The organism is Streptomyces silvae (assembly GCF_016745505.1).
GTDB classification, from domain to species: Bacteria; Actinomycetota; Actinomycetes; order Streptomycetales; family Streptomycetaceae; genus Streptomyces; species Streptomyces silvae.
The window spans coordinates 1-14,640 of record NZ_JAERUC010000014.1 but is presented as its reverse complement, the minus strand read 5'-3'; the positions used below and the strand labels follow the sequence as shown (position 1 = coordinate 14,640).

The following is a 14,640-nucleotide window of genomic DNA, read 5'->3' as shown; positions in this document are numbered from 1 at the left end:
AGGGAGCGGGGTCTGGTGCCGTGCATCGCAAGGCGGAGGAAGGCGACAGGGCGGAGCCCTGGCAACTGACGACAACGCCGCGAGGTGCGGCACCAGACCCCGCGAGCCCGGCATGACCCGAACGAGAGGCCCTGCGGAGCGCCGGGCGGGTGTCCCGCACCGGAGAAAGGCCCCCCATGCTCAAGTACGTACTGGACATCGTCGAGCTGCTGGACGACCCGCAGGTCAGCGGGAAGTCGGTCGCCGGCTACCTCGACTCCGTGGCCGGGGCCGCCGGCTCGGCGGCCGAGGTCACGACGGTCACCGGTGAGCGGGGGTCGACGGACTTCGTGCTCGTCCGCATCCCGGGCTCCCGGGGGCGCCTGTCGGGCGGCAGCGCCCGGACCCTCGGCGTGGTCGGCCGGCTCGGCGGGGTGGGCGCACGGCCGGAGGTGACCGGGCTGGTCTCCGACGCCGACGGCGCCGCCTCGGCGCTCGCCACCGCCGCCAAGCTGCTGGACATGCGCCGCCGGGGCGACGTGCTGCCCGGTGACGTGATCGTCGCCACGCACATCTGCCCGAGCGCGCCGACCGAGCCGCACGACCCGGTCCCCTTCATGGGGTCCCCGGTGGACATCGCCACGATGAACCGGCACGAGGTCACCGGCGAGATGGAGGCCGTGCTCTCCATCGACACCACCAAGGGCAACCGCATCATCAACCACAAGGGCCTGGCCCTCTCGCCCACCGTCAAGGAGGGCTGGGTGCTCCGGGTGTCCGAGCAGCTCGGCGAGCTGCTGGCCGTGGTGACCGGTGAGCCGTTGGTCACGTACCCGGTGACCACCCAGGACATCACCCCGTACGGTAATGGTGCACACCACATCAATTCGATCCTGCAGCCCTCCACCGCGACCGCCGCTCCGGTCGTCGGTCTGGCGGTCACCTCGGCCGCCGCGGTGCCGGGCTGCCAGACGGGCGCGAGTCACGAGACGGACATCGCGTCCGCCGCCCGGTACGCCGTCGAGGTCGCCAAGGCCTTCGGCGCCGGAACCCTGGACTTCCACGACGCGGTGGAGTTCGACAGCCTCGTCCACCGCTACGGGTCGCTGGCTCACCTGCAGACCTTCGGCCGCACCACCCAGGAGTCCTGATGGCATCCGACAGCCGGGCCGCCGCCGCGGCCCCCGAGGCCAAGAGCATCGGCAGCGACGACTACGCCCTCTCCCGGGTGCCGCGCGACAAGCGCTTCGGCTTCTGGTCGATGCTGCTCCAGTGGCTGGCCCAGTCCGGGTCGATCTCCCAGTTCACCCTCGGCGCCACCATCGGCGTGGGGATGACCTTCGGGGACGCGTTCCTCGCGTTCACGCTCGGCGCGGTGATCCTGGAGATCGTGATCTTCGCGATCGGCCTGGCCGGGATGCGCGAGGGCCTGGCGACTCCGATGCTGACCCGCTGGGTGGGCTTCGGCCGCAACGGCTCGGCGCTGGTGAGCTTTGTCATCGCGGTCAGCCTGGTCGGCTGGTTCGGCGTCCAGAACACGATCTTCGGCGACAGCGTCTCGGCGCTCGTCGGCGGCCCGTCCTGGATGTGGTGCGTCGTCGCGGGCATCGCCATCACCGCCCTGGTGATCTTCGGCTTCCGCTACATGGCGCTGTTCGCGAAGATCGTCACCCCGCTCTTCTTCGCCATGGTCGCCTGGTCGGTGATCACCACGCTGAACGACCACTCGCTCGGCGACCTGATCAGCTCACCGCCGCCCGGTGAGACGATCCCGCTGGCCGTGGCCGCCACCGCGATCGCGGGCGGCTACATGACGGGCGCGATCGTCTCCCCGGAGATGACCCGCTACAACAGGAAGGGCGCGCACGTCTTCGTGCAGAGCGCCTCCTCGATGATCCTCTCCGAGTACATCGTCGGCATGGTCGGTGTGCTCCTGGGCCACCTGGTGAAGTCCAGCGAGGTCTCGCACATCGTGCTCTCCACCTCGGGCGCGTTCGGCGTGATCGTGGTCCTGATGTCCACCGCCAAGATCAACGACTGGAACCTGTACGGCTCCTCGCTCGGCGTCGTCAACTTCTTCCAGGTCGTCTTCGGCAAGCGGCTGCACCGCGGTGTGGTCACGGTCGCCCTCGGGGCCGCCGGGACGCTCCTCTCCGCGGTCGGCATCATGACCCACTTCACGGAGTTCCTCTCCCTGCTGGGCGTGATGATCCCGCCGATCGGAGGGATCATCGTCGCGGAGTACTGGGTCGTGAAGCGGATGCGGCGCCCCCTGGACGAGACCCGTGAGGCGGAGACCCTCCCGCGCACCTCGCCCACCTGGGTGCCGATGTCGCTGGCCATCTGGCTCGTCGCGTTCTGCGTCGGCAAGTTCTACGACGGCGGCATCCCCGCCCTCAACTCCCTCGCCACCGCCTTCCTCCTGTACTGCGTGCTCGGCCTGCTGGGCTGGGTCAGGCCGTACGGCACCTCCGCCCTGGACGACGACGCGCACACCCCCGCACCCGCCGCCACCCACGTCACCACCCCGACAGGAGCAGCATGAGCATCGTCCCCGCCTCCGAGCAGGCCCAGGAGGAGGCCGTCGCGCTCTGCGCCGAGCTGATCCGCTTCGACACCTCCAACCCCACCAGCGACGAACGCGCCGCGGCGGACCGGGTGGTGGCACGTCTCGCGGAGGCCGGCATCGACTCCGTACTGGTCGAGTCGGCGCCCGGCCGGGCCAACGTCGTCGCGCGCCTCGCGGGCGCCGACCCGTCGCGGGGCGCCCTGCTGGTCCACGGCCACCTCGACGTCGTACCCGCCGACGCCTCCGAGTGGCAGGTGCCGCCGTTCTCCGGCGAGATCCGCGACGGCTACCTCTGGGGGCGCGGCGCGATCGACATGAAGGACACGGTCGCGGTCATGCTGGCCACCGCCCGGCACTTCGCCCGGACCGGTACCCGGCCGGCCCGCGATCTGATCCTCGCCTTCCTCGCCGACGAGGAGGCGGGCGGGAAGTTCGGCGCGCACTGGCTGGTCGAGCACCGTCCGGAACTCTTCTCCGGGGCGACCGAGGCGATCGGCGAGGGCGGCGGGTTCTCCTTCGCGATCGACGACACCCGCCGGCTCTACCCGATCGAGAACGCCCAGCGCGGTATGGCGTGGATGGAGCTCACCGCCACCGGGCGCGCGGGCCACGGCTCCTCCCCCAACGACGAGAACGCGGTCACCGACCTCGCCGAGTCCCTCACCCGCATCGGCCGCGCGACCTTCCCCGTACGGCTGATCGAGCCGGTCCGCGCCCTGCTGGAGGAAGCCGCCCGGCTGTACGGCGTCGAGTTCGACGAGGACGACATCGAGGGGACCCTCGCCCGGCTGGGCCCGGTCGCGGACTTCATGCAGGTGGTGCTGCGCAACTCCGCCAACCCCACCATGTTCTCGGCCGGTTACCAGACGAACGTGATCCCCGGGAAGGCCACCGCCCGCGTCGACGGCCGGTTCCTGCCGGGCCACGAGCAGGAGCTGATCGACACGATCGACGGGCTGCTGCTGCCGTCGGTCAGCCGGGAGTGGGTCAACCACGACATCGCGCTGGAGACGACGTTCGACGGGCCGCTGGTCGACGCGATGTGCGACGCGGTCCGCGCGGAGGACCCGGACGGCCACCCCGTCCCGTACTGCAACCCCGGCGGCACCGACGCCAAGGCCTTCACCCACCTGGGCATCCGCTGCTTCGGCTTCAAGGGGCTGAAGCTCCCGCACGACCTGGACTACGGCCGGCTCTTCCACGGCGTGGACGAACGCGTCCCGCTGGAGGGCCTGCGCTTCGGCGTCCGGGTCATGACCCGACTCTGGCAGAGCTGCTGACCTGACCCGGCAGCCCTGCCAGGGGCCCCGCCCCGACCCGGGCCCACCCCTGCGTACGCCCCCGCCGCTGCCCGCGCCGGGGGCGTACGGCACGATGGGACGCCGTCCGATCCACCGCCCCACCAGGAGGAACCCCGTGGCCGCCGAGTCGCCCGCCCGTCCCGACCCGGAGGTCCTCACCGCGTTCGAGGCCGCCAAGGGCTTCATGCCGGTCCACGAGGGGCTCGCCCTGTACACCGCCGCCGTGGAGGCCGCCGCGCTCGGACTCCCGCTGCTGGAGGTCGGCACCTACTGCGGGCGGTCCACGCTCCTGCTGGCCGCCGCGGCCCGCGCCGCCGGGGTCACCGCACTCACCGTCGACCACCACCGTGGCAGCGAGGAGCAGCAGCCGGGGTGGGAGTACCACGACCCGTCGGTCGTGGACCCGGAGATCGGCCTGATGGACACGCTGCCCACCTTCCGGCGCACCCTGCACCGGGCCGGTCTGGAGGAGCACGTGGTGGCGCTCGTCGGGCGGTCCCCGCAGGTCGCGGCCGTCTGGGGCGGGGAGCTGGGCCTGGTCTTCATCGACGGCGGCCACACCGACGAGCACGCGACCGGCGACTACGAGGGCTGGGCGCCGAAGGTCGCCGACGGCGGTCTGCTGGTCATCCACGATGTGTTCCCGGACCCGGCCGACGGCGGCCAGGCCCCGTACCGGGTCCACCAACGAGCCCTGGCCTCCGGCGCGTTCACCGAGATCTCGGTGACGGACTCGCTGCGCGTCCTGCGGCGCACGGGGCCGGGGGCGGGGATCCGGGGGCACGGATAGCATCGCGACGTGCGCCACGAAGACTTGACTCCCCCCACATCGCGTCCGGGTCCGCGCCGTAGGCCCGTGTTCGCCGCAGCCGCGCTCGCCGGTCTCTGTCTGACCGCCGCCGGGTGCGCGGGCGACGGCGGACAGAGCCCCGGGTCAGCCTCCGGGCCGGCCTCGGCCGCGTCCTCGTCCTCCCCCTCACCCGCGCGGTCGTCGGCCCCCGCCCCCAGCGACTCCGCCTCCGCCTCCAGCTCCGCGAAGCCGCTGCCCCGGGGCCCGCTCACGGGCCGCACCGTGGTGATCGACCCCGGGCACAACCCGGGCAACGTCGAGCACACCCGGGAGATCAACGCGCAGGTGGACATGGGCAACGGGCGCAAGGAGTGCGACACCACGGGCACCGCCACCAACTCCGGTTACGCGGAAGCCCGGTTCACCCTCGACGTCTCCCGCCGGCTGCGCACACTGCTGGAGGCGCAGGGCGCGAAGGTCGTCCTCACCCAGGACGGCGACCGCCCCTTCGGCCCGTGCGTCGACGAGCGGGCGCGCATCGGCAACAAGGCGCAGGCCGACGCGGTCGTCTCGGTCCACGCGGACGGGTCCGCAACCGGGAACCGTGGATTCCACGTCATTCTCCCCGCAGCGGTGAGCGGCGACGGCGCGGACACCGCGAAGATCGTTGCCCCTTCGCGTGAACTCGGAGTACGGATTGCGGGGAATTTCGTACGCGTTACCGGAAGCGCCCCCTCCAATTACATCGGGGACGACACGGGACTGGACACCCGTGACGATCTCGGCGGACTGAATCTGTCGACCGTGCCCAAAGTGTTCATCGAATGCGGCAATATGCGTGATCCGAAGGACGCCGCTCTGCTCACCAGTGCGGACTGGCGGCAGAAAGCCGCTCTCGGCATCGCCGAGGGCATCGGCAGCTATCTGAAGAGGTAGTGCTGTCCGAAGAAGTAGTTCTGCGGGGATGGTGGCGACATCGGGGGGATAGCCGGTCCGAGGTCCGGGCAGCATCACAACCCGCCCGGGCAGACGATAGATTCATCCGTACGATGGGGAGCCGCCCCCGAGCTTCGCGCCGTGACCACCGTTCGGGCGGCATCGACGACCGCCCCGACGAGACGACCGACTAAGGACCTTCACGTGAATATCCGCTCCCTCACTCGAGGCGACGGCGTGGTGATCGGAGCAGCGGTCGTGCTGTTCATCGCCTCTTTCCTCGACCTCTCCGGCTACGACTGCCCCTCGGGCGTGGACTGCTCGGGCTACAGCGCGAACGCCTGGGACTCGCTGTCCATCCTGATGAGCATCTACCTGGCCGGCATCATCGGTGCCGCGCTGCTGATCGTCAGCCGCGCCCTGCCGGGCCGCAAGGTGGTCGGCTTCGAACTCGGCCAGTTCGGCGCCGCGTTCACCGTGTTCTCCCTGTGGACCATGTTCTGGACGATCATCGACGCCGGTGACGCGGGCGCGGGCCTGATCCTCGGACTGCTGGCGGCCATCGTGCTGGCCGGCGCCGCCGTGGCCGCTCCGCTGGTCCCCGCGCTCAAGGCCCCGCTCCTGGGCGCGCCGCGTCCGGCGCAGGGTGTGCAGGCGGCGTACGGGCAGCAGCCCGGCCAGGGTTACGGCTACCCCGGTGGCCAGCAGGCGTTCGGCGCGCAGCCGGGCCAGCCCCAGCCGTACGGCGCCCAGCCGGGCCAGCCCGGTCAGCCGGAGCACCAGCAGCAGGCCGCGCAGCAGGCTCCCCAGGGCGGCGGGGCACCGGCCGGTGACTTCACCCCGTTCTGGTTCGCGGTCCCGGTGGCCCGCCCGCTGTACGGCGAGGACGGCGCCCCGAACCCGATCGCCGAGCTCGCGCCGGGTACGTGGTACCTCGCGGTCGAGCAGCGTGGTCCCGGGCTCATCGCCCAGACCCAGGACGGCCGTCGCGGCGTCCTCCAGGACACCACGGGCATCCAGCGCGGCTGAGCCTTCACGGCACGCCAGCACACGCCGGCGGCCCCCGCCCTTCCCGGGCGGGGGCCGCCGGCGTTCTCGCGTACGAAGCGGCCGTGCTCAGCCGAAGGACGACCTCTCCAGCCAGAAGTCCAGCAGTCCCCGGTCCCCCAGGACCTCCAGCCCGCCCTCGTCCGGCTTCCGCCTGCGGTTGAACGCCAGCATCAGTTCGGTGAGCGGGCCCCGGAGCGCCACGGTCGCCTTCGCGTGGGCGTGACGCCAGGTGAAGCCCTCGTCGCCGAATTCGATCAGCCACTCCGCGCCCGGTGCATCCGTGGCGTGCAGGTGCAAGGACCGTCCCCCGCCGCGCAGTTCTGCTGCTTCCGGGTCGCCCTCCCGCTGCGCGAAGGCCACGATCTGCAGCCATTCGGTGATCGTGTCGGCCGCCAGGCCGGGCGCCACCTCGAACGCCGTCCCGGCAGCGAGGGCCGCGTCCGCCCGGTGCACGGCGGTCTCATGGGCCATGCGCCGGGCCCAGAAGGCCGCCCGGCGCTCCCATGCCCAGGTCCACACCTCGGTGTCCGGGCCCGCCTCGCGCAGGGCGTCCACGGTGGCGGCGGCGCCCTCGGTCAGCCACGCGGCCAGGGCGGCCGGGTCGTCACCGGCCGGGGCGTGGACGCCCGGCACCTGGTCGTCGGCGAGTTCGCCGGCCGCCCGGCTGCGGACGATCTCACCGGCCCAGCGGTGTGCGCCGCCGACGTGTGCGACGAGTTCGCGCAGGTTCCAGTCGGGGCAGGTGGGGACACGCCGGGTCAGATCGGCGCTCTCGACCAGTTCCCCCAACAGGCCGGTCTGGGACAGGATCTCGTCGCAGTAGCGCTCGTGCGCAAGAAGGGTCATCGTCGCACCCTATGCGGCGTACGGGGGCCGTCCCGGCAGGCTGTCCGCCCAGCTGGGAGGTGGACGGGACCCTGTTCTTCACCTCGGCGCCGGCGCTCTTCCCGGCGTGATTGATGCTGTTGATGACGCCCTCGAAGGCGCCCACGTCCCCGGCGCCCGCCTCACCCTTGCCCATCCTGGTGGCCACGTCCTTGAGCGAGGCGATCCCGGCGGTCAGCGGAGCGACGGCCTTCGACAGGAGCGGGTCGCACTTGGCGTTGTCGGCGGCCGACTGGTGGCGATCGTCATCCTGACCGTCATCACGGTCGCGGCCGGGATCGCGGTCCCCACCGTGGGCGACAAGGGCGAACTGCCCTCCTCGCTGCCGGTACCGGGCCTGCCGGACGTGCCCTTCACCATGGACACCCTGACGACGATCGCCCCGTACGCGTTCGCGATGGCACTGGTCGGTCTGATGGAGTCGCTGATGACGGCGAAGCTGGTCGACGACATCACCGACACCCACTCCTCCAAGACCCGCGAGTCCATCGGTCAGGGCATCGCCAACATCCTCACCGGGTTCTTCGGCGGCATGGGCGGCTGCGCGATGATCGGCCAGACGATGATCAACGTGAAGGTTTCCGGCGCCCGCACCCGCCTTTCCACGTTCCTGGCGGGCTCGTTCCTGATGGTGCTGTGCATCGTCTTCGGTCCGGTCGTCTCCGACATCCCGATGGCCGCCCTGGTGGCCGTGATGGTGATGGTGTCGTTCGCGACGTTCGACTGGCACTCCATCGCGCCGAAGACACTGAAGCGGATGCCGATCGGTGAGATCGCCGTCATGGCCATCACTGTGATCGTGGTGGTCGCCACCGACAACCTCGCCATCGGCGTCGTCGTCGGCTCCGTCACCGCCATGGTCATCTTCGCCAAGCGCGTAGCCCACCTCGCCCGCGTGCATAGCGTCCGCGACCCCGACGGCACCACGGTCGTCTACCGGGTCACCGGCGAGCTGTTCTTCGCCTCCTCCAACGACCTCGTCGGCCAGTTCGACTACGCCGGCGACCCGGACAAGGTCGTCATCGACCTGTCCGAGGCCCACGTCTGGGACGCCTCCTCCGTCGCCGCCCTGGACGCGATCGAGACCAAGTACGCCCAGCGCGGCAAGACTGTGGAAATCACCGGGCTGAACGACCTGAGCGCCGACCTCCACGGCAAGCTCACCGGCGAACTCACCGGCAGCCACTGACCCCGGCGCCGCACGCCAACAGCACAGGACCCCGGCCGCCCCGGCCGGGGTCCTGTCATCTCTGCCCAGCGCCCTACTCCGGTGAAGGGCCCCGGTAGGTGCCGAAGGTCCACAGGTTGCCCTCCGGGTCCTGCACCGTGCACACGTACGCCGCAGCCCCCGGCACGGGGGCAGATGAGGGGTTTCGCTCTGCGGGCGGGATCTGCAGCTGGCCGGGTGGAAGGGCTGATACCCGGGTATCCGATCGCCGGTTCAGCGGAGGGCAGCGGGATGTCGAGCAGTGTGAGTGCGGAGCGTCAGGGCGCGATGGCGGGTGAGCGTCCTGGGAGTCTGCAGTTGCCGGGGATCGTCCTCGGCGTGGGCCTGGGCGGCTTCGTGGACGGGATCCTGCTGCATCAGCTGCTGCAGTGGCACCACATGCTGACCAGCACCAACCATGACCGGATCGGGGTGAAGTACTACCCGGCGAACACCGTGTCCGGCCTGGAGATGAACACGGTGTGGGACGGCATCTTCCACGCGATCTGCTGGGTTGCCGTCCTTGCCGGCCTGGCGATCTTGTACGCGCGGGTGACACACCACCGGCGCCGGGTGTGGACGTCTGCGGCCCTGTGGGGCTGGATCCTGGTCGGCTGGGGCCTGTTCAACCTCGTGGAGGGCATCCTCGACCACCACATCCTGGGGATCCACCACGTCTACGCCGGTGACCAGCAGATCTGGTGGGACCTGGGATTCCTGCTGCTGGGCGCCCTCCTGGTCGCGGTGGGCTGGATGATCAAGCGCCGGGCCAAGCCCTTCGACCCGGCCGGTGACGGACCGGTACGGGAGGCGCGGCGCGCATGAGCGGGCATCCGGCACATCTCCACCAGGAGACGGGTGGTCTACCGCTGGAGATTCTTCTGCCGGCGGTGTTCCTCGTGCTGCTCGCCGGCGGATACGTGCTGCTGGCGCACCGCGCGCGGCGGCGCAATGCGCAGGCCGGGTGGAGCCGGTGGCGCACCGGATGGTTCCTGGCCGGATGCGCGCTGCTGGCGGCCGGGCTACTGCCCCCGATCGCGCCGTGGGCGCACGGCGACTTCCAAGGCCACATGCTCCAGCACCTGCTGATCGGCATGTACGCGCCGTTGGGCCTGCTGCTCGGAGCACCCGTCACGCTGCTGCTGCGCAACCTTCCCGCCGACCAGGGGCGCCGTCTGAGTGGCCTGGTGCAGAGCGGGCCGCTGCACGCGCTGGCCAACCCGGTCACCGCGCTGCTGCTCAGCGTCGGCACGCTGGGGCTGCTGTACTTCACGCCGCTGTACAACACGGTGGCGGCGAACACGGGGCTGCACTGGCTGCTGCACGCCCACTTCCTGCTCGCCGGGTGCCTGTTCGCTTACGTCATCGCCGGACCCGACCCGGCCCCCGCCCGGCCCAGTGTTCCGGTACGGCTGGTGGTGCTGGGTATGGCGATCGCCGCGCACGCGGTGATCTCTCAGCTCATGTACGGCGGCTTCGGCATCAACATCCACGCCCCCGTCGACCAGGTCCAGGGCGGCGCCCAGATCATGTACTACGGCGGCGACATCGCCGAACTGCTCCTGGCCGTCGCCCTGGTGGCGACGTGGCGACCGCAGCCCGGCTCCCGCCGGGCCTCGCGTCCGACGGCCCTACGGGAGGCGCGGCCCGCGGTTCCGTAGGCCGCTCACTCCAGAGCGGTGACTCCGCGCGCCTTGTGCTACTCCTTGCCGCCGGTGAGCGCGGACAGGGCGGCGTCGAGGCGGTGGGTGGCTTCCTCGGCTACGGGCTTGAGGGCGTCCTGGCCGGTCAGGGTGACCATGGTGCCGGGGTCGAGGGCCTGGACGGCGATACGGTCGCCGTCGGTGCGGACGACGACGTTGCAGGGCAGCAGCAGGCCGATGGAGCGGTCCGCTTCGATCGCCTGGTGCGCCAGGGGCGGGTTGCAGGCGCCGAGGATCAGGTAGTCCTCCATCTCGTGGCCCAGCTTCTCCTTCAGCGTGGCCTGCACGTCGATCTCGGTCAGGATCCCGAAGCCCTGTTCGGCCAGTGCCTCACGCACGGCGGTCACGGTGTCCTCGAAGGTGCCGTCCACGTGCACGGTGCGGCTATAGGCCATGGCCGTTCTCCATTCTTCTCGTCTGCTGCGCTGATGCGTCCGGTGTCCGCCGGGTACCTGCTCAGGGCGGGCGCTGACCTGGAATATACCCCCGGGGGTACTGGTGTTACGGTGGAAACAGATACCCCCCCGGGTAATTTTCATTCGTTAGGAGTACCGGCGTGTTCTTCATTGACACCATCGAGCTGGAAGGTCTCGGCAACCGCAGCTACCTGGCCGGCGGTGAGAGCGCCGCGGTGGCGGTGGACCCGCCGCGCGACATCGACCAGGTCCTGGCGGCAGCCGCCCGGCGCGGGGTGCGGATCTCCCACGTGGTGGAGACCCACCTGCACAACGACTACGTCACCGGCGGACTTGAACTCGCCCGGATCACCGGCGCCCGCTACCTCGTACCGGCCGACGCGCACGTCTCCTTCGACCGCGTCGCTGTCGCCGACGGCGACAGCGTGGACGTCGACCCCAGCAGCGGGGTGAGCCTGACCGCGATCGCGACGCCGGGCCACACCCCGCACCACACCGCCTACGCGCTGCGTGAGGCGGGGCGTGCGGTGGCCGTCTTCACCGGCGGGTCGCTGCTGATCGGCACGGTGGGACGGCCGGACCTGGTCGAGCCGCGGCTGACCGAGCAGCTGGCCCGTGCCCAGCACGCCTCCGCCCACCGCCTGGCCTCCGATCTGCCCGACGAGACGGCGGTTCTGCCCACCCACGGCTTCGGCAGCTTCTGCTCCTCTGCCCAGTCCGAGGGGGAGGAGACCACGATCGGCAAGGAGAAGAGCGCGAACACCGCGCTGACCGTGGACGTGGACACCTTCGTCGCGGACCTGCTGGCCGGGCTGGAGGACGTGCCCGCCTACTACGCGCACATGGGGCCGGCCAACGCCGAGGGCCCCGCACCGCTTGACCTGACCCCGCCTGCCCTCGCGGACGCCGAGCAGATCGCCGCCCGCCTCGCGGCCGGTGAGTGGGTCGTCGACCTGCGCAACCGTGTCGCGTTCGCCGAGGGGCACGTGGCCGGGTCGTTCAACTTCGAGGCCGACGGCAAGCTCGCCACCTATCTGGCCTGGCTGATCCCCTGGGGCAAGCCGGTCACCCTGCTTGCTGAATCCGCCGAGCAGTTGGCCGGTGCCCAGCGCGAACTGGTGCGGGTGGGCATCGACCGCCCGGCTGCCGCCGCCACCGGCGCCCCCGACGCCTGGCTGCCCACAGGACAGGCTCCGGCGTCCTTCCCGCGCTCCACGTTCGCCGGACTCGCCGCACAGGGCACCGCTGATCTGGTGGTGCTGGACGTGCGCCGTGACTCCGAGCGGGCGAACGGCTGGATCGAGGGGTCGGTGCACATCCCCGTCCACGAGCTCCACGGCCGTATCGGTGAGGTGCCGCCGGGCACGGTGTGGGTGCACTGCGCCGGAGGGATGCGGGCCGCGATCGCAGCCTCCCTGCTGGACGCCGCCGGCCGCGACGTCGTCGCTGTCGACGACGGCTTCGACGCCGCCACCGACGCCGGCCTGCCCCTGACCACCGGCTGACACCCAGCCCGCCCACCGCACGAGAAGGAGAGGGGAGAACCCTGATGTTCCTCTTCCGCCGCAGCCAGCCCCGCGTCAGCGTGGACCAGGCCCGCGACCGCACCAGCGGCGAGACGCCGGACGCGGTCCTGCTCGACGTCCGCGAGAAGTCCGAATGGAACGCGGGCCACGCCCCCGGCGCCGTCCACGTTCCTCTGTCGAAACTCGTGGCCGGAGCCAACCTGCCGGCCGAAGCCTCCGACCGGTCGCTGGTGGTGATCTGCCGCAGCGGACACCGCTCCCAGCAGGCCGCGAAACTCCTCACCGAGCGCGGCCGGCAGGCGGTCGACGTCAAGGGCGGCATGAACGCGTGGGCCGCCGCCGGACACCCGGTCCTCGACGAACGCGGGAACAGCGGCCGGATAGCGTGACCGCGCTCGTTCTCGCCCTCATCGCCGGGGCCGCCGTCGGCATCGCCCTCGGAGCCCTGGGCGGCGGCGGCAGCGTCCTGGCCGTGCCCGCCCTGATCTACCTGCTCGGCTTCTCCCCGTCCGCGGCCACCACCGCCAGCCTGATCATCGTGGCCGCCACCTCAGCCACCGCCCTGTACGCCCACGCCCGCGACGGCCACGTCGCCTGGAAAGTCGGATCGCTCTTCGCGGCGGCGGGCATCATCCCCGCCTACTTCGCGGGGGCAGCCTCCGGCCGCGTACCCGAAGCCGTGCTGACCGTCGCCTTCTCGGTGATCGCGGCGCTGGCGGCCGTGCGGATGTTCCGCCCTTCCTCATCCCGGCCGCCGGAGCGGATACGGCCCGGCAAGGCGGCCGGGGCCGGGGCCGGGCTCGGTGCGGTGACCGGCTTCCTCGGTGTCGGCGGCGGCTTTCTCGCCGTCCCGGCCCTGGTGAGCGTCCTCGGTCTGACCATGCGCCGTGCGGTGGGCACCAGCCTGCTCGTCATCACCGTCAACTCACTCGCCGCCCTGGTCGCCCGCACCGGGACCGGCGGCGGTCTCGACTGGGCGCTGATCGGGCCGTTCACCGGGGCGGCGATCCTCGGCGCCTGGGACGGCAAACGTCTCAGTGCCAAGGTCTCCGGCGACAGCCTCCAGAGAGCCTTCGCCGGGGTGCTGCTGGCGGTGGCCGTGTTCATGCTGATCGACGTGATCGTATGAACCCTCCGGCCACCGCGCCCGTCAGGCCAGGGACAGGAACAGCTTCTCCAGCCTCGCCCGCATCTGGTCCCGGTCCCCGGCCTCCTGGCCGCCCTCGGCCATGCAGTGCTGCAGGCCGGTCGCGATGATCGCGAACCCGGCCCGGTCCAGCGCACGGGAGACCGCCGCAAGCTGCGTGATCACGTCCTCGCAGTCCCGGCCCTCCTCGATCATCTTGATGATCCCCGCGATCTGGCCCTGAGCCCGCCGCAGCCGGTTAAGAACCGACTTCAGCTCGTCGGCCGCCATCTCCAGCTCCACCGTCCACCTCCACAGAATCAAATACCCCTAGGGGTATTATACCGGGTCCGGGCACCCAAGCCCTCGGAACATCACGGAAGGACCATCCCGCACATGACCACCCCCACCGCTCTCATCCCCGCCCAGGCCGCCGCCCGCCTCGACGACTACACCGTCATCGACGTGCGCACCCCCGGCGAATACACCTCCGGCCACCTGCCCGGCGCCCACAACATCCCCCTCGACCACCTCCACACCGCCCTGCCCGCCCTCAAGGCGGCAGCCGCCCGCGGCGCCCTGCTCATGGTCTGCGCCTCCGGCAACCGCTCCACCACCGCCTGCACCCAACTCGCCGCAGCAGACATCCCCGCCACCACCCTCACCGGCGGCACCACCGCCTGGGCCGGCGAAGGCCACACCCTCCACCACCCCGACAACGCCACTGCCGTCTGGCCCATGGAACGCCAGGTCCGCCTCGCCGCCGGATCCCTCGTTGTCCTCGGCCTCGCCGTGGGCACCCGCTGGCGCCCCGCCCGCTGGCTGTCCGCAGCCATCGGAGGCGGCCTGATCTTCTCCGCCGCCACCAACACCTGCGGCATGGCCGCCGCCCTCGCCAAACTCCCCCACAACCAGCCCCGCACCACCGACCTCGACGCCACCTTGCAAGCCCTGCAGGACTGACTGATCACGAGCTTGGAGCCAACCACGCGGCTTACCGCGTGCCGGCGGGCGGCCGCGTTCAGTCCGGTGCGGCCCCGTCGTCGTCCTCGTCCAGCTCCGGCGCGTCCGGGTCGCGCAGCGGGCGCAGCACGCCGGCAGCCGTGATGGAAGCGGTGAAGCTGTAGCGGCCGAGCAGGTTCAGGTTGCGGT

15 protein-coding genes and 2 pseudogenes are annotated in these 14,640 nt (G+C 71.3%); 13 read left to right on the top strand and 4 right to left on the bottom strand.

Annotated elements, in window-relative coordinates:
• Nucleotides 1-176 precede the first annotated feature (176 nt).
• From JKV81_RS02295 to JKV81_RS02270, 6 genes are all read left to right on the top strand, one after another.
• Nucleotides 177-1,130, top strand: coding sequence for a DUF1177 domain-containing protein (locus tag JKV81_RS02295; protein WP_129262526.1), 954 nt, complete (start codon nucleotides 177-179; stop codon nucleotides 1,128-1,130).
• Entirely contained in the window at nucleotides 1,130-2,524 is a 1,395-nt protein-coding gene (locus JKV81_RS02290; RefSeq protein WP_202074809.1) for a cytosine permease, read from the top strand. The genes JKV81_RS02295 and JKV81_RS02290 overlap by 1 nt, the downstream gene beginning before the upstream one ends.
• Nucleotides 2,521-3,828 carry a M20/M25/M40 family metallo-hydrolase gene (locus tag JKV81_RS02285; protein ID WP_129262530.1) on the top strand — a complete coding sequence of 436 codons (1,308 nt, stop codon included), beginning with the start codon at nucleotides 2,521-2,523 and terminating at the stop codon, nucleotides 3,826-3,828. The genes JKV81_RS02290 and JKV81_RS02285 overlap by 4 nt, the downstream gene beginning before the upstream one ends.
• A gap of 94 nt (nucleotides 3,829-3,922) precedes the next feature.
• Nucleotides 3,923-4,639 carry a class I SAM-dependent methyltransferase gene (locus tag JKV81_RS02280; protein ID WP_236055030.1) on the top strand — a complete coding sequence of 239 codons (717 nt, stop codon included), beginning with the start codon at nucleotides 3,923-3,925 and terminating at the stop codon, nucleotides 4,637-4,639.
• Nucleotides 4,640-4,648: 9 nt separating this feature from the next.
• Nucleotides 4,649-5,575, top strand: a complete 927-nt coding sequence (locus tag JKV81_RS02275; RefSeq protein WP_202074807.1) for an N-acetylmuramoyl-L-alanine amidase — start codon at nucleotides 4,649-4,651, stop codon at nucleotides 5,573-5,575.
• A gap of 204 nt (nucleotides 5,576-5,779) precedes the next feature.
• Nucleotides 5,780-6,604, top strand: coding sequence for a DUF5336 domain-containing protein (locus JKV81_RS02270; protein ID WP_124276740.1), 825 nt, complete (start codon nucleotides 5,780-5,782; stop codon nucleotides 6,602-6,604).
• 87 nt (nucleotides 6,605-6,691) lie between these two features.
• Here JKV81_RS02270 and JKV81_RS02265 read toward each other — a convergent pair whose 3' ends face one another.
• Nucleotides 6,692-7,471: a maleylpyruvate isomerase family mycothiol-dependent enzyme gene (locus JKV81_RS02265; RefSeq protein ID WP_124276739.1), complete on the bottom strand. Its 780-nt coding sequence runs from the start codon at nucleotides 7,469-7,471 to the stop codon at nucleotides 6,692-6,694.
• A 43-nt stretch (nucleotides 7,472-7,514) separates the two neighbouring features.
• A pseudogene (locus tag JKV81_RS36055) lies at nucleotides 7,515-7,739 on the bottom strand (hypothetical protein); the annotation flags it as partial.
• Here JKV81_RS36055 and JKV81_RS02260 point away from each other — a divergent pair.
• The 3 genes and pseudogenes from JKV81_RS02260 to JKV81_RS02250 all read left to right on the top strand — a co-directional run.
• A pseudogene (locus JKV81_RS02260) lies at nucleotides 7,728-8,699 on the top strand (SulP family inorganic anion transporter); the annotation flags it as partial. The pseudogenes JKV81_RS36055 and JKV81_RS02260 sit on opposite strands and share 12 nt — an antisense overlap.
• A gap of 270 nt (nucleotides 8,700-8,969) precedes the next feature.
• Entirely contained in the window at nucleotides 8,970-9,542 is a 573-nt protein-coding gene (locus JKV81_RS02255; RefSeq protein WP_236055028.1) for a DUF2243 domain-containing protein, read from the top strand.
• Nucleotides 9,539-10,378 carry a cytochrome c oxidase assembly protein gene (locus tag JKV81_RS02250; protein WP_129262536.1) on the top strand — a complete coding sequence of 280 codons (840 nt, stop codon included), beginning with the start codon at nucleotides 9,539-9,541 and terminating at the stop codon, nucleotides 10,376-10,378. The genes JKV81_RS02255 and JKV81_RS02250 overlap by 4 nt, the downstream gene beginning before the upstream one ends.
• Before the next feature lie 38 nt (nucleotides 10,379-10,416).
• Here the strand turns inward: JKV81_RS02250 and JKV81_RS02245 are convergent, their stop codons facing one another.
• A complete protein-coding gene (locus JKV81_RS02245; protein WP_129262538.1) occupies nucleotides 10,417-10,815 on the bottom strand; it encodes a DUF302 domain-containing protein in 399 nt (132 codons plus the stop codon).
• 161 nt (nucleotides 10,816-10,976) lie between these two features.
• Between JKV81_RS02245 and JKV81_RS02240 the strand changes: the two genes are divergently transcribed.
• The 3 genes from JKV81_RS02240 to JKV81_RS02230 are packed head-to-tail and all read left to right on the top strand — an operon-like array spanning nucleotide 10,977 to nucleotide 13,491.
• Nucleotides 10,977-12,341 carry an MBL fold metallo-hydrolase gene (locus JKV81_RS02240; RefSeq protein WP_129262540.1) on the top strand — a complete coding sequence of 455 codons (1,365 nt, stop codon included), beginning with the start codon at nucleotides 10,977-10,979 and terminating at the stop codon, nucleotides 12,339-12,341.
• A gap of 44 nt (nucleotides 12,342-12,385) precedes the next feature.
• On the top strand, nucleotides 12,386-12,751 hold the full coding sequence (locus JKV81_RS02235) for a rhodanese-like domain-containing protein (RefSeq protein ID WP_164493705.1): 366 nt from the start codon (nucleotides 12,386-12,388) through the stop codon (nucleotides 12,749-12,751).
• A complete protein-coding gene (locus JKV81_RS02230) occupies nucleotides 12,748-13,491 on the top strand; it encodes a sulfite exporter TauE/SafE family protein (RefSeq protein WP_124276735.1) in 744 nt (247 codons plus the stop codon). Before JKV81_RS02235 ends, JKV81_RS02230 begins: the two co-directional genes overlap by 4 nt.
• A 21-nt stretch (nucleotides 13,492-13,512) precedes the next feature.
• Here JKV81_RS02230 and JKV81_RS02225 read toward each other — a convergent pair whose 3' ends face one another.
• Nucleotides 13,513-13,791 (bottom strand): metal-sensitive transcriptional regulator, encoded by a 279-nt coding sequence (locus JKV81_RS02225; RefSeq protein ID WP_056792769.1) that lies wholly within the window; start codon nucleotides 13,789-13,791, stop codon nucleotides 13,513-13,515.
• Between the two features lie 93 nt (nucleotides 13,792-13,884).
• Here JKV81_RS02225 and JKV81_RS02220 point away from each other — a divergent pair, with 93 nt between their 5' ends.
• Nucleotides 13,885-14,451, top strand: a complete 567-nt coding sequence (locus JKV81_RS02220) for a rhodanese-like domain-containing protein (protein WP_129262542.1) — start codon at nucleotides 13,885-13,887, stop codon at nucleotides 14,449-14,451.
• Nucleotides 14,452-14,640: the final 189 nt, after the last annotated feature.